The following is a 13,912-nucleotide window of genomic DNA, read 5'->3' as shown; positions in this document are numbered from 1 at the left end:
GTTCACTCCGCCGACATCAACGGCGGCACCGCATGCAGCGAGCGGCCAGGGCGCTGCGCCGCGCGCCGAGCGCGCTCGAGGTCGCGCGAGAGGTGGCGCAGGACATCGCCCGAGGCGTCCGACAGCACGGCGCGGTAGCCTGCGATCGAACGCGAGAAGACATTGTAGATGATGACGGCGGGGATCGCCGCGACGAGGCCGATCGCAGTCGCCAGCAGCGCTTCGGCGATGCCGGGCGCGACCACGGCGAGATTGGTGGTCTTCGACTGCGAGATGCCGATGAAGGAGTTCATGATGCCCCAGACAGTGCCGAACAGGCCGACGAAGGGGGCAGTGGAGCCGATCGTCGCGAGCAGGCCGGTGCCCTTCGCCATGTCCCGGCCGGCGCGGGCCTCGCGCCGTGACAGCGCGATCGCAACGCGCTCCTTGATGCCGTCATCCGAGAGATCAGCCGAACGGCGGACTTCATCGCGAGCGGCCTGAACCAGCTCGGCGACTACGCTGCGCCGTGCATGGCCGGCAGAGATCCTCTCGGCGGCAATCTCGAGGCTGTCCGCCTCGTCCAGCCGGCGTGCTGCCAGCCGCGCCCTGGTCTTGGCAGTCGTCAGCTCGAGGCTCTTTGCGAGCCAGATCGTCCAGGTCACCAGCGAGGCGAAGGCAAGCCCGAGCATCACCGCCTTAACGACGATGTCCGCCGCCATGAACATACCCCAGGGCGAAAGGTCATGAGGAATCGCAGCAGCGGCGACAGGGGCGGAGGCTTGCGGCGCAGGTGGCTGCTGGGGGACCGCCATTTGCTCATGGGCGCCGCTCGGGCTTGGGGCCATGCTCGGAGCCGGCGTCGCAGGCGTCGCGCTTGGCGGTGGCGCGGGCTGCTGGGCAGCCGGCGTGCTTGCGGGCGCCTGTGCGAAACTTGCGCCGATTGCGGGGCCAAATGTGAGGGACAGTGCCAGCAGCAGGCTGCCCGCTGCGCTGCGTTTTGCCCGACCGGCAGGAGTGGTCGTGGCTGTACTGCGGCGGGGCTCGTCCTGGGCACTCATACCGGTTGGCTCTCTGTTGTCAGAATGATGGGCGGTTCATTTCGTGGATGAAGGCAATAGTTGTACTATTAATTTAGAAAAAATCTAATCTATGAATACTTCTATGGGCGCGTTACTGGCGATTAACAAAGCGAATGTCAAAGATAAAGATTGTGGTTGTGCCGAGTTGTAACCATTGTTTGGGCAGTTCGCGCTCGGCGGCAGCCGCTGTCCGACGTAAGACTTTATCGCACCGCTGCTGCCGACCGGTCGTCCGCTCGCCCATGCCGATGATGTCAGCTCAGGTATTCGCAGGATGGCGTTGTCTCCGGCCGCGAGTCGAAGAATGGTCATCCGGTCGCACCCCGTGATGCCGTCAGCCGGATGATCTAATCTCGATGCCGAGCCTGCCTTCGCCCTTGCCGGTGCCCTCTACGGGACGTGGGCTCGGCCTCATCCTGACCCTCGGCGTGACACAGGTCGCCGGCTATGGCTGCCTCTACTATGCCTTCGCGGTGCTGGCCCCAAGCATGACCGCAAGCTTCGGATGGGCTCCTGAATGGACCTATGCCGGGTTCGCCGCGAGCCTTCTTGCCGGCGGTGTCGTTGCTCCCGTCGTCGGCCGGCAGGTGGACCGTCGAGGAGCACGCCTGGTGATGACGCTCGGTTCGGCTCTTGCCGGGTTGGCGCTGCTGGCGCTCGCCGAGGCACGCGGCGGCCCGAGCTATTTCGTAGCGATGATTGCCCTTGGCATGGTCTCGACCATGGTCTTCTACGACGCCGCCTTTGCGGCACTGACGCAGTCGCGCGGTGCCGGCGCGCGGCGCTCGATCAGCCAGCTCACTCTGATCGGTGGCTTTGCCTTGACGATCTTCTGGCCCCTGACGACGGCGCTGCTCGCACAGTTCGACTGGCGCGAGATCTACCGGTTCTACGGCCTGCTTCAGCTGGGGCTCTGTGTGCCCTTGCATCTCCTTGGGCTGCCAGGGCGTGTCAAACGGGCCGCAGAGCGCGAGCATGCCGCGAGCGTGCCGGCATTGCTCCATGCCGATTATCTCGAAGGCGAGGCGCGCCGGCTCGCCTTTGTTCTGCTCGCTCTCGCCTTCTCGCTGCAGGGCTTCGTCGTTTCGGCCATGTCGGTGCATTTGCTGAGCATATTGCAGGGGCTGGGCCTGAGCGCCGCTGTCGCGGTGGGTATCGGTGCCCTGGTCGGCCCCGCCCAGGTCGCCGGACGGCTGGCGGAGATGCTGTTCGGCGCTTCTCTCTCGCCGGTGACCACGGCATGGATTTCGGCGGCGATGATGCCGCTCGGTTTCATCCTGCTGATGACAGGCCAGACGACCGCAGTGCTCGCCGGTCTCTTTGCGATCGCCTACGGGATCAGCGTCGGACTGAGCTCGATCGTGCGTGGAACCGTGCCGCTCCAGCTCTTCGGCCCGGCGGGATACGGCGCGATGCTTGGCAAGCTCTCGGCGCCGGGGCTGGTGGTCAAGGCGGCGGCGCCGCTTGTCTGTGCGGTTTTGATCGAGCGGGCTGGCCTGATGCCAACGGCGGGGCTCATGGTGTCGCTGTCGTTGCTTGCCACCGGGGCCTTGTTCGTGCTCGCGCGCAAGGTCGCCTGACCTGCATCAGATCCGTCGTGCGCGCCACCATGAACGGACCGCGTCGCGCGTGCGCAGGATGAAGGCATGGATCGGACTGCGCCTCACCCAATCCAGCGCGCGCGCGCGCAATTCGGTGATGACAGCCATTCCGCGCGCGAACCAGCCGATGGTGAGGAGCTTCTCCCGGCCGGCATTGTAGATACGCTCGACGATCACGAAGCTCGTCAGATACGCCAGCCCGAGCATGATCAGGCCGCTGATCACATGGCCGCGCGCGATCACGATGAGGCTGACGAGCTTGAGAGGCTCAACGACTGCGAACGGCGCTGCCAGCAGCGCCAGGATCGCAAAACGCGGCATCTGGGCGATCGCCGCCTCGGCGCGTGCCACGAACCGCCGTTCCGACAGCCAGCGAATCGCCGGGCGGTAGAGCGGGCGCACGAGCTCGTCGAACAGGATCAGGAACGAGATCAGGCCTCGTAGCGGCAGCGCAGCAACGCGGCCGATCGCGACTGCCAGACGATGGAGAGGTGACGATGCCATCGATGCTTCCTTGCCGCCCGCGTGGCGGAACAGCAAGTGGAAACGCCACGCCTCCCAGCCGTGGACGGCTGGAAACCCGCTGTCATCCTCCCAGGCGTGGGAGGAATGCCGCAACGATTGAGACGACTCGGACCTCCCCGATCGCGGCGACCTCAGTCGGTGAAGACGACGGTCTTTTTGCCGTTCAGAACGACGCGGTCCTCGAGATGATGCAGCACGGCGCGCGCCAGCACCCGCCGCTCGATATCGCGGCCCTTGCGCACCAGCGCGTCGGGCGTGTCGCGATGCGAAATGCGCTCGACATCCTGCTCGATGATCGGGCCCTCATCGAGATCGGGCGTCACGTAATGGGCGGTCGCGCCGATCAGCTTCACGCCGCGCTCATGCGCCTGATGGTAGGGCTTGGCGCCCTTGAAGCCGGGCAGGAAGGAATGATGGATATTGATGCAGCGACCAAGCAGCTTGGCCGAGAGCCCGTCGGACAGGACCTGCATATAGCGCGCAAGCACGACAAGATCGGTCCGGGTCTCATGCACGAGCTGCCAGATCTGGGCCTCCTGCTCCATCTTGGTCTGTCGGGTGATCGGCAAATGATGGAAGGGGAGGTCGCCGATATCGGTCGAGGCGATGCTGTCGCGACCGTGGTTCGAGATGATGCCGGCGATCTCCATCGGCAGCTCGCCGATACGCCAGCGATAAAGCAGGTCGGCGAGGCAGTGGTCGAATTTCGAGACCAGCAGCATCACGCGCTTCCGCACATGCTGCTCGCGCAGGGTGAAATCCATGGCGAAGCGCCGGGACAGTTCGCCGAAGGCTTCCGTGATCTCGGCGTGCGACCTGCTCTCGGCGAGGCGCTCGAAGACGACGCGCATGAAGAAACGGCCGGTCTCGGTGTCGTCGAACTGCTGTGCGTCACGGATGTTGCAGCCGGCCTCGAACAGCAGCGTCGAGACGGCGGCGACGATGCCTGGACGGTCGGGGCAGGAGAGGGTGAGGATCGAAATGCGGTCGGACATGGCTGATGCTGCCCTTCGAGGGGCGGCCCTTCGCTGGGACAATGGGACGGGTTTCGGCTTGGAGGGCGCGCGACGCGCTGCGCTCAACCTCGTCCCGTTGCCGTCACCTTGCAGCCGAACTCCGCCGCGGAGGCGGAAAGCCAGGACCAGAAACTGCCTGCCATGCTGCGTGCGACCATGATCTCGAAAACGGCGTCACCGGTGTCCGGATCGTCAGCGATCCGCCAGAGATGCACACCCATATAGGCGATGCTTGTCAAGGCGGTAGCGCCGACCGGGAAGGCGGACGGGTGCAGATCGAGCATGCAGCCCTTCGCCAGGGCATCATGCAGCCTGGGTCCGGAAAGCCGCAGCGTAGCCCGCCCGTCGGACTGGTCGGAGATGGCGGCCAGCGGCGCGAGATCGCGCAGCAGTTCATCGAACCCGTTCCTGTCCGTCGCGATCAGATGCCACTGATCCGGGCCGGCCCAGACCAGACTGTGGCTCGTGCTGGAGACGATGCGCGGCGTCACAGGCAGGCCGAGTCCGGTGCGGCCCTGGAGCGCCTGCGCAAGCGCCTCAACCCGACCCTCCCCGACAATCAGGCTGGCGATGCCAAGGCCGTCGCGCGCCTCGATCGTGATGCCGGGCTGCCCGGCGGCACCAAAGGCGCCCGAGGCCAGAATGCCGGCCCAGGAGCCGCGTGGCGTCCAGGCAGTTGTCACGGCGTCAGCCATGGAGGCGCGCTCCTTCGGGATCGACGAAGACCGGATTGCAGATTTCGAGAACGATATCGCCGTGGCGCACCGGGTCGACGGCGCGGACGCGTTCGCCGATGCGTTTGGGGCCATTCTTCAAGAGGCCGAGGCCGATCCAGTGCTTCAGCACCGGGGAATAGGCGACCGAGGTCATGTAGCCCTCGTCATGCTCCATCGCCGCAGGCTTGCCGAGGCCGATGAAATGCGCACCGGCTCGCAGTCGCTGCCCGATTTCCACCGGCCTGAAGCCGACCAGGGCGGGACGATCCGACTCGATCTGGGCTTCGCGCCCAGCCATGACGCGACCGACGAAGTCCTTCTTGGCGGACATCATCCTGCCCAGGCCGAGATCGCGGGCCGTGGTCTGGCCGTTGAGTTCGTTGCCCGCGACATGGCCCTTCTCGATACGCATCACGCCGAGCGCCTCGGTGCCATAGGGCGTGATCCCGTACGGCGACCCCGCCGCCATCAGGGCGCGCATCATCGCATCGCCATGATCGGCCGGGACGGCGAGCTCATAGGCGAGCTCCCCCGAAAAGGAGATCCGGAACAGCCGTGCCGGGATGCCGCCGCCGACGGTGACGCTGCGCGCCGCGAGATAGGGACAAGCTTCGTTCGAGAGATCGTGCTGCGCATCGACGACGCCGCGCAGAACCTCGCGAGCCTTTGGACCGGCAACCGCGACCTGTGCCCACTGCTCCGAGACCGAGACCATGCGGACATCGAGCGTCGGCCAGAGCACCTGATGGCAGAATTCGAGATGCTGCATCACCTTGGCGGCGTTCGCGGTGGTGGTCGTCATCAGAAAATGCGTTTCGGCCAGGCGCGAGGTCGTGCCGTCATCCATGACGAAGCCGTCCTCGCGCAGCATCAGCCCATAGCGCGCCTTGCCTACGGGCAACGCCTTCCAGCCATTGATATAGACCCGCTCCAGGAACTCGGCGGCGTCATCGCCCTGGATGTCGATCTTGCCGAGGGTCGAGACATCGCAGATGCCGACGCCGTTGCGCACGGCCAGCACCTCGCGATTGACGGTGGTCAGCCAGTGGTCCTCGCCGGGCTTCGGATAATACTGCCCGCGCAGCCAGAGCCCGGTCTCGACGAAGACGGCGCCCTGGTCCTTCGACCATTGATGGGTGGGCGCAAGCCGCGTCGGCCGGAAATCCGGGCCGCGATGGTGGCCGGCCAGTGCACCGATGGCCACAGGCGTATAGGGCGGCCGGAAGATCGTCGTTCCCGTCTCGGGAATGGTCTTGCCTGTCTGCTCGGCCATGATCGCGAGGCCGGAGATGTTCGAGGTCTTGCCCTGATCGGTCGCCATCCCGAGCGTGGTGTAACGCTTCAGGTGTTCGACCGGTCGGAACCCCTCGCGCGCCGCCAGCTCGACATCTGTATCGGTCACGTCGTTCTGGAAATCGACGAAAGCCTTGCCCTTGCCGCCCTTGACCCGCCAGAGCGGAGAAACCGAGACCGCTTCGGGATCGGTCTTCGCTGCGGAAGCCGGCGGCTTCGCCGCGAAACCGCAATCGGCGGCAGCTTCGCTGCCGAGGCGGGCGCCGTCCGTCAGTGCCTCGGCCAGGCTGAAATGCCCGGCAGCGCTGCCGGCGGCGCTGAGGCCGGCGGGCATCGTGCCCGGCACGAAGGCCTGGATCGCCTCGTCCCAGACCGGCCGCGTGTTCTGATGCGAGGTCAGGTGCAGCGTCGGATTCCAGCCATTCGAGACGGCGAGCAGATCGCAGGCGAGGCTGGTCTCGCGGCCGGACGCTTCGCGGATCGTGACCTGTTTGAGGGCCTTGCCGCCGGTGGCGCGGCTGACCGCGCTGCCGGCGAAGACGCGCGCGCCGATCGCGTTTCCGAGTGCGACCAATGCGGAATCCACTTGCGGACGCGGATCGACGATCGCCGCGACCTTTGCGCCAGCCGCAGCAAGATCGCGGGCCGTGGCCCAGCCATCATTGCCGGTCGTGAAGACCACAGCATCGCGCCCGGGCAGTACGGCGTAGCGATTGACATAGGTTCGCACCGCACCTGCCAGCATGACGCCGGGGGTGTCGTTGCCGGCGAAGACGACAGGCCGCTCGATCGCGCCGGCCGCCAGCACCGCGCGTTTGGCGGTGATGCGCCAGGAGCGCTGGCGTGGCTGATACGCAGCTGGCACCGGCAGATGGTCGCAGACGCGTTCGACAGCGCCGTAGATGCCGTGGTCATAGACGCCAAACACTGTCGTGCGTGTCATGATCCGGACATCGGGAAGGCTGGCGAGTTCCGCCAGCGCGGCAGCAGCCCATTCGGAGCCGGCGCGGGCGTCGATCTCGCGCTTGTCGGCGAGCAGCCGGCCACCCGGTCGGAAATCCTCATCGCACAGGATGACGCGGGCGCCGCTGCGGCCGGCCGCCAGTGCGGCGGAGATCCCGGCCGGCCCGGCGCCAATGACGAGGACGTCGCAAAAGGCGAACGCTTTCTCGTAATGGTCGGGATCCTCCTCCATGGCGGCCCGACCAAGACCGGCGGCGCGGCGGATCAGCGGCTCGTAGAGTTTTTCCCAGAAGGCCGCCGGCCACATGAAGGTCTTGTAGTAGAAGCCCGCGGTCAGCGCCGGCGCGAGCAGCGAGTTGATCGACAGGATGTCGAAATCGAGCGAGGGCCAGCGGTTCTGGCTCTGCGCCTCGAGCCCGTCATAGAGCTCGGTCACGGTCGCTCGCGTATTGGGCTCGCGCCGCGCGCCGGAGCGCAGTTCGACGAGCGCATTCGGCTCCTCCGGACCTGCCGAAAGGATGCCGCGGGGCCGGTGGTACTTGAAGGATCGGCCGACGAGGCGCACGCCATTGGCCAGAAGCGCGGCTGCAAGCGTGTCGCCGGCATGACCCTGATAGGTGCGACCATCGAAGCGGAAGCTGACGGCGCTCGCCCGGTCGATCAGGCCGCCATCGTCGCGGCGGAAGGGCTGCTTCGGGCTCATGCCGCATCTTCCTTGGCGCGCGCCCTGGCGGTCTCGACGGTCTCAATGGCGTGGGTTCTCGTGTCGCGGGTCACGACCAGCCAGGCATGGCAGCCGGCGCCGTGATACCAGAGCTCGTGATGCCGCCCGGCCGGATTGTCACGCTGATAGACATAGTCGTGCATCGCCGCTTCCGTCGTTGCCATTCCCTCGGGCCGCTGCGGATTGGCGTCACCGAGATAGGTGAATTCCTGGACGTCGCGGGCGCCGCAATGTGGACATGTGATGCGCATGGAGAAGGTTCCTGAGCCGGCTCAGTGCAGGTTCGGCTGGGCGCCAGCGCCCTTTTCGTCGATGAGACGGCCCGTCGCGAAGCGGTCTAGCCGATAAGCAGTCGCGACCTCGTGGGGTTCGTCGCGGGCGATCAGATGGGCGAAGCACCAGCCGGAGGCCGGCGTCGCCTTGAAGCCGCCATAGCACCAGCCGGCATTGAGATAGAGGCCCTGGACCGGGGTGTGGTCGATGATCGGCGAGCCGTCCATCGACATGTCCATGATGCCGCCCCAGTGGCGCAGCATGCGGATGCGGCCAAGGCCTGGCCACAAGGCCATGGCCGATTCCATCACGTCCTCGATCACCGGCAGGTTGCCGCGCTGGGCGTAGGAATTGTAGCCGTCGATATCGCCGCCGAAGACGAGGCCGCCCTTGTCGGACTGGCTGATGTAGAAATGGCCGGCGCCATAGGTGACGACATTGTCGATCAGCGGCTTCACGCCTTCCGAGACGAAGGCCTGCAACACGTGGCTTTCGATCGGCAGCCGCATGCCCGCCATCCCGGCGAGCCGCGAGGAATTGCCGGCGACCGCCAGCGCGACCTTCCTGGCTCTGATCGCTCCGCGCGTCGTCTCGACGCCGGTGATGCGGCCGCCTTCGATCGTCAGCCCGGTGACTTCGCAGTTCTGCACGATATCGACACCGCGCTGGTCGGCTGCACGGGCGTAGCCCCAGGCGACGGCATCATGCCGGACGGAACCGCCACGGCGCTGCAGCAGACCGCCCTGGATCGGGAAGCGGCTATCGCGGTAGTTCAGGAAGGGCACCATGGCACGGACCTGCTCGCGGTCGAGCAGTTCGGCATCGACGCCGGCGAGCCGCATGGTATTGCCGCGCCTGGCATAGGCGTCGCGCTGGGGGTCGGAATGGTAGAGGTTCAGCACACCGCGCTGGCTGACCATCGCGTTGTAGTTGATATCCTGCTCCAGCCCCTCCCAGAGCTTCAGCGACCATTCGTAGAACGGCGTATTGCCGGGCAGCAGATAGTTGGAGCGGATGATCGTGGTGTTTCGCCCGACATTGCCGGACCCGATATAGCCCTTCTCGATCACCGCGACGTTGGTGATGCCATGCTGGCTCGCGAGGTAATAGGCCGTCGCCAGCCCATGGCCGCCGCCGCCGATGACCAGGACGTCGTATTCGGCCTTCGGCGCCGCATCGCGCCAGGCCGGGGTCCAGCCGCGGTGACCCTTGAGCGTCTGTGCGGCGAGGGAGAAAATCGAATAGCGCATCGGGGCACCCGGGACGTCTATGCCGGACAGGAATTCGCGCCGGGCTTGTCATCGTGAGATTGCCGAACATAGTCTCACGGACATGACCATCAGCGACGCGAATTTGCCTTCCAACGACTGTGACGAGCAAGAAGCGCCGATGCATATCGGCTTCCTGCTGATCCCCGATTTCGCCCTGCTGGCCTATGCCTCGGCGATCGAGCCGCTGCGCGCCGCCAACCGGCTCTCGGGGCGGAGCCTCTACCGCTGGAGCCATGTCTCGATCGATGGGGCCCCGGCTCCGGCCTCCAATGGCGTCAGCATCCAGGCTGATTATGGTGTCGGCGGCGATGTCCGCTTCGACTATGTCTTCGTTTGCGCCGGCGGCAATCCAGCGGCCTTCCAGCACCAACCGACCTTCGCCTGGCTCCGGCAACTCGCCCGGCGTGGCGTCAAGCTCGGCGGCGTTTCGGGCGGACCCTATATCCTGGCGCGTGCCAATGTGCTCTCCGGCTACCGCTTCACCATCCATTGGGAGCATGCGCCCGCCTTCATCGAGGATTATCCCGATCTCGACGTGCGGCGCTCGCTCTACGAGATCGATCGCGATCGGCTGACGTCGAGCGGCGGTACGGCTCCGCTCGACATGATGCATGCCGTCATCGCCCGCGAGCACGGCAGCGAGCTCGCGCTCGCGGTCAGCGAATGGTTCCTGCAGACCCATGTCCGGGAAGGCGAGGGGCCGCAGCGCATGCCGCTGCGCGAGCGGCTTGGCGTCAGCCATGCTCCGCTGCTGCGTGTCGTCGGGCGAATGGAGCAGAATCTCGAAACGCCGCTTTCGCGCGGCGAGCTTGCGCGAACAGCGGGCGTCTCGCTGCGTCAACTCGAGCGTCTGTTTCGGCTGCATCTCGGCCGCTCTCTCGGCGAGCATTATCTTGGCCTGAGGCTCGAGCGGGCACGCCATCTTCTACGTCAGACCAGCCTCTCGGTGCTGGAGGTTGCGCTCGCTTGCGGCTTTTCCAGCGCCAGCCATTTTTCTCGCGCCTACCGAGCCCGCTTCGACCACCCACCGCGGGGCGAGCGAGCCCCATATCGACCGACGCTTTGGCGTTGATTGTCAAGAAACCGTCGCATTACGACAATTCCAACCAGGCATAGACCGGAACTCTAGGCCCCAACAAAACAAAGGGGACCGGATGCCATGAAACGCACCTTCACGCTGGCGCTTGCCTGCGCCGCCATGCTGGCGGCCTTGCCCGCTCTCGCTCAGGACTCGCTCGCCAAGATCAAGGAAAAGGGCGTCCTCACCGTCGGAGTGAAAAACGACTACAAGCCTTGGGGCTTCCTTGAGCCATCCGGCAAGATTGTCGGGCTTGAGATCGATCTCGCTCAGGCGGTCGCCGACAAGATCGGCGTGAAGCTGGAAATGCTTCCGGTCATCGCCGCCAACCGCATGGAATTCCTGAAGCAGGGCCGCATCGACATGGTGCTGGCGACGATGGGAGACACGCCCGACCGCCGCAAGATCGTCGGCATGGTCGAGCCGAACTACTATGCGGGCGCCACCAATGTGCTGGCTCCCAAGAGCGCCAATCTGAAGAAGTGGGAGGACCTGAAGGGTCGCAAGGTTTGCGGCGTGCAGGGCGCCTATTACAATCGCCGCGTCACGCAGCTCTACGCGCCCGAGCTCGTCGTCTTCCCGTCCGTGCCGGATGCGCTCAACGCTCTGCAGGGCAACAACTGCGTCGGCTTCCTGTTCGACGACACGCTGATTGTCTCGACGCTCGCTGGCGGCGATCCGAAATGGGCCAATTACGAGATGCCGCTCGTCTCCGAGGATCCGCAGCTCTGGGCCATCGGCATCCGTATCGAGGACATGGACGGACCCTTCGGCAAGCTTGTGAAGGAGATGTCGGTCGACTGGCACAAGAGCGGCAAGCTGCTCGAACTCGAGACGAAATGGGGCATCAAGCAGAGCCCATACCTGATCGAGACCAACAAGAAGCTGAAGTCGGCCTCGTAGAGAAGCCGGCTTCGTCGATTCTTGCCGTCACTTTCGGGCGCAGCGAACCGAAGATCCGAGAGTGACGGGGAGGCGCTGGTTTCCGAGATGGTCGGGTCAAGCCCGGCCATGACGGCGCACGTTCTTGAAGGTTTGTCAGTGTGATCGCCTCCTATTTCCAGTGGCTGAACGATACGCACGGACTGAATTTCTCGGTCTTCTACGATGCGTTCGACCGGTCGCGCTTCCTGACTGGGTTGTGGACGACGACCTATATCTGCGTGGTCTCGATCATCGCGTCGATGGTGCTCGGCCTGATCGGTGTCTGGCTCGCCGGTGGCGATTCGCGTCTCGGTCGGCTTGTGGTGCGCGGCTATGTGCAGTTCTTCCGCAACACGCCACCGCTGGTCCAGCTCTCCTTCTTCTACTTCGCGGTGGCGGGCCTGCTGCCGACGGTGAGCGATGGCTCCGGTGGCCAGTCTCCGCTGGTGTCCGGCACGGGGTGGGCGATCATCGCCTTCTCGCTCTTTGCCGGAGCCTTCAACGTAGAAATCTTTCGCGCCGGCATCGAGGCAGTACCGTCGACGACGGTCGAGGCGGCGGAGTCGTTGGGCTATACCCGCCTGCAGCTCTATCTCCATGTCGTGCTGCCGCTGGCCTTCCGCATCTGCCTGCCGGCGCTGAACAACAACCTGATCAACCTGGTGAAGACGACGACGCTGGCCTACGCCATCGGCGTACCGGAGCTGCTCTACGCCGCCTCGCAGATCTGGTCCGAGATGTTCAATGTCCGCGAGATGATGAACGTTCTGCTCGTCACCTATGTCGCGCTGGTCGCCGTGCTGGTCTGGATCATGGGCCGCTGGGAGAAGGCGATGCGCATCCCCGGATATTCAACATGAGGAACGGCACAACCGACCTGCCGGTACTCAAGACCTTCCGCGCGCCCGCGCCGATCGCTCCCTCGGGTTTCGCTGCGCCGACCATACTTGGAGGCGGCACGCTCGCCGCTTTCGCGATGCTCTTCGGCGCCTCGCTGGCTCTTGCTCAGGTCACGGCGCGCCCCGTTGGCGAAAGCGCGGTGACAGTGCTGCTGCGCTGGGCGCCACTGATCTTTCAAGGCTTCCTGTTCAATATCCTGATCAGCTTCCTCTCGATGGCGCTCGGTACGGTCATCGGCGTGCTCGTCGGCATTGCACAGGTCTCCCTGGTCTCCTCGGTGCGCAAGACCGCCTGGGGCGTGACACAGTTCTTCCGCAATGCGCCGTGGCTGGTCCTGCTCTTCTACGCGATGTTCCTGTTGCCCTTCGAGTTCCGGCTATTTGGCTTCACGATCGCCTTTCCTGCCTGGGTCAAGGCGATCATCGGACTTGCGCTGCCAGTCGCTGCCAATGTCTCCGAGATCGTGCGTGGCGGCATCAGATCCATTCCCTCCGGCCAGTGGGAATCTGCCGAGTCACTCGCCTTCACGCGAGCGCAGACGATGTGGATGATCATCCTGCCCCAGGCCTTCAAACGGATGATCCCACCCTGGATGAACCTTTACGCCATCCTGACCATGGCCACGACGCTGATCTCGGTCGTCGGCATCCAGGACGGGTTGACCATCACCCGCGCGGCGCTCGTCGCTGAGAGCCGTCCGGAACTGATGATCCCGATGTATCTGCTGCTGCTCCTGATGTTCTTCGCCTATTGCTACCCGATCGCGCGAGCGACGCTGGCGCTCGAGCGCCGCTTCAACGTGAAAGCCTGACCATGGCAAGCCGTCATCAACTGGGCGAGCCCGTGGTCGTGGTCGAGGGCGTCGAGAAATCCTTCGGCAGCTTTCCTGTGCTGAAGGATGTCAGCCTCACCGTCAGGCGCGGCGAGACTGTCTGCATCATCGGCCCATCGGGCTCGGGCAAGTCGACACTGCTGCGCTGCATCAACGGGCTGGTGCCCATCAGCAAGGGCTCGATCAAGGTCGCCGGCCGTGAGGTCAACGACGCAAACCTCGACAAGCTGTCGCTGCGCCGCGATGTCGGCATCGTCTTCCAGCAATATAACCTCTTTCCTCACAAGACCGCGCTTCAGAACGTGATGATGGCGCCGATCCATGTGCTGAAACAAGACAAGGCAGTGGTCGAGGAGCGCGCGCGCCGCCTCCTTGCCAAGGTCGGCCTCTCGCAGAAACTCCTAGCTTATCCTGGCGAACTCTCCGGCGGCCAGCAGCAGCGCGTCGCCATCGCGCGCTCACTAGCGATGAACCCGAAGGTGATGCTGTTCGACGAGGTCACCGCCGCACTCGACCCCGAGACCAAGAAGGAGGTTCTGGTGACGATCCAGGACCTCGCGGCCGAGGGCATGACCTGCATCCTGGTCACCCATGAGATGGGCTTTGCTCGCGAGGTGGCCGACCATGTCTATTTCACCGATGGCGGATTGATCGTGGAGCATGACATTCCCGCCGAACTCTTCGGAAATCCGCGGGAGGATCGTACCAGGAGCTTTCTGGACAAGGTCCTCTGAT

13 protein-coding genes are annotated in these 13,912 nt (G+C 65.0%); 6 read left to right on the top strand and 7 right to left on the bottom strand.

All coding sequences use genetic code 11. The annotated features are described in order from the left end of the window. Positions 1–2: 2 nt before the first annotated feature. Positions 3–1,040, bottom strand: coding sequence for a tonB-system energizer ExbB (gene exbB / locus BIWAKO_RS06625; RefSeq protein WP_074471517.1), 1,038 nt, complete (start codon positions 1,038–1,040; stop codon positions 3–5). Between the two features lie 377 nt (positions 1,041–1,417). Between exbB and BIWAKO_RS06620 the strand changes: the two genes are divergently transcribed. Next, positions 1,418–2,641 (top strand): MFS transporter, encoded by a 1,224-nt coding sequence (locus tag BIWAKO_RS06620; protein ID WP_084651194.1) that lies wholly within the window; start codon positions 1,418–1,420, stop codon positions 2,639–2,641. 6 nt (positions 2,642–2,647) lie between these two features. Here BIWAKO_RS06620 and BIWAKO_RS06615 read toward each other — a convergent pair whose 3' ends face one another. The 6 genes from BIWAKO_RS06615 to BIWAKO_RS06590 form a co-directional block, all read right to left on the bottom strand. Next, the gene (locus tag BIWAKO_RS06615; RefSeq protein WP_074471655.1) at positions 2,648–3,166 is read right to left on the bottom strand and encodes a hypothetical protein; all 519 of its coding nucleotides are present in this window, start codon (positions 3,164–3,166) and stop codon (positions 2,648–2,650) included. Between the two features lie 152 nt (positions 3,167–3,318). Then, entirely contained in the window at positions 3,319–4,182 is an 864-nt protein-coding gene (gene purU, locus BIWAKO_RS06610) for a formyltetrahydrofolate deformylase (RefSeq protein WP_069877862.1), read from the bottom strand. 83 nt (positions 4,183–4,265) lie between these two features. After that, entirely contained in the window at positions 4,266–4,898 is a 633-nt protein-coding gene (locus BIWAKO_RS06605; RefSeq protein WP_069877861.1) for a sarcosine oxidase subunit gamma, read from the bottom strand. Further along, the gene (locus BIWAKO_RS06600) at positions 4,891–7,878 is read right to left on the bottom strand and encodes a sarcosine oxidase subunit alpha family protein (protein ID WP_069877860.1); all 2,988 of its coding nucleotides are present in this window, start codon (positions 7,876–7,878) and stop codon (positions 4,891–4,893) included. The genes BIWAKO_RS06605 and BIWAKO_RS06600 overlap by 8 nt, the downstream gene beginning before the upstream one ends. Continuing rightward, a complete protein-coding gene (locus BIWAKO_RS06595) occupies positions 7,875–8,150 on the bottom strand; it encodes a sarcosine oxidase subunit delta (RefSeq protein WP_069877859.1) in 276 nt (91 codons plus the stop codon). Before BIWAKO_RS06595 ends, BIWAKO_RS06600 begins: the two co-directional genes overlap by 4 nt. A gap of 21 nt (positions 8,151–8,171) precedes the next feature. Then, positions 8,172–9,422, bottom strand: coding sequence for a sarcosine oxidase subunit beta family protein (locus tag BIWAKO_RS06590; protein ID WP_069877858.1), 1,251 nt, complete (start codon positions 9,420–9,422; stop codon positions 8,172–8,174). Positions 9,423–9,561: 139 nt separating this feature from the next. Here BIWAKO_RS06590 and BIWAKO_RS06585 point away from each other — a divergent pair, with 139 nt between their 5' ends. From BIWAKO_RS06585 to BIWAKO_RS06565, 5 genes are all read left to right on the top strand, one after another. Further along, on the top strand, positions 9,562–10,515 hold the full coding sequence (locus BIWAKO_RS06585; RefSeq protein ID WP_069882229.1) for a GlxA family transcriptional regulator: 954 nt from the start codon (positions 9,562–9,564) through the stop codon (positions 10,513–10,515). Positions 10,516–10,602: 87 nt separating this feature from the next. Beyond that, complete coding sequence (locus tag BIWAKO_RS06580) at positions 10,603–11,424, top strand: transporter substrate-binding domain-containing protein (RefSeq protein ID WP_069877857.1); 822 nt, start codon at positions 10,603–10,605, stop codon at positions 11,422–11,424. Positions 11,425–11,564: 140 nt separating this feature from the next. After that, entirely contained in the window at positions 11,565–12,305 is a 741-nt protein-coding gene (locus tag BIWAKO_RS06575; protein ID WP_069877856.1) for an amino acid ABC transporter permease, read from the top strand. Continuing rightward, a complete protein-coding gene (locus tag BIWAKO_RS06570; RefSeq protein WP_084651192.1) occupies positions 12,302–13,156 on the top strand; it encodes an amino acid ABC transporter permease in 855 nt (284 codons plus the stop codon). The genes BIWAKO_RS06575 and BIWAKO_RS06570 overlap by 4 nt, the downstream gene beginning before the upstream one ends. A gap of 2 nt (positions 13,157–13,158) precedes the next feature. Next, a complete protein-coding gene (locus tag BIWAKO_RS06565; RefSeq protein ID WP_069877855.1) occupies positions 13,159–13,911 on the top strand; it encodes an amino acid ABC transporter ATP-binding protein in 753 nt (250 codons plus the stop codon). Position 13,912 lies beyond the last annotated feature (1 nt).

The organism is Bosea sp. BIWAKO-01, assembly GCF_001748145.1.
GTDB lineage: Bacteria > Pseudomonadota > Alphaproteobacteria > Rhizobiales > Beijerinckiaceae > Allobosea.
The sequence above is the reverse complement of the archived record's forward strand: the minus strand, read 5'-3'. Positions and strand labels throughout refer to the sequence as shown.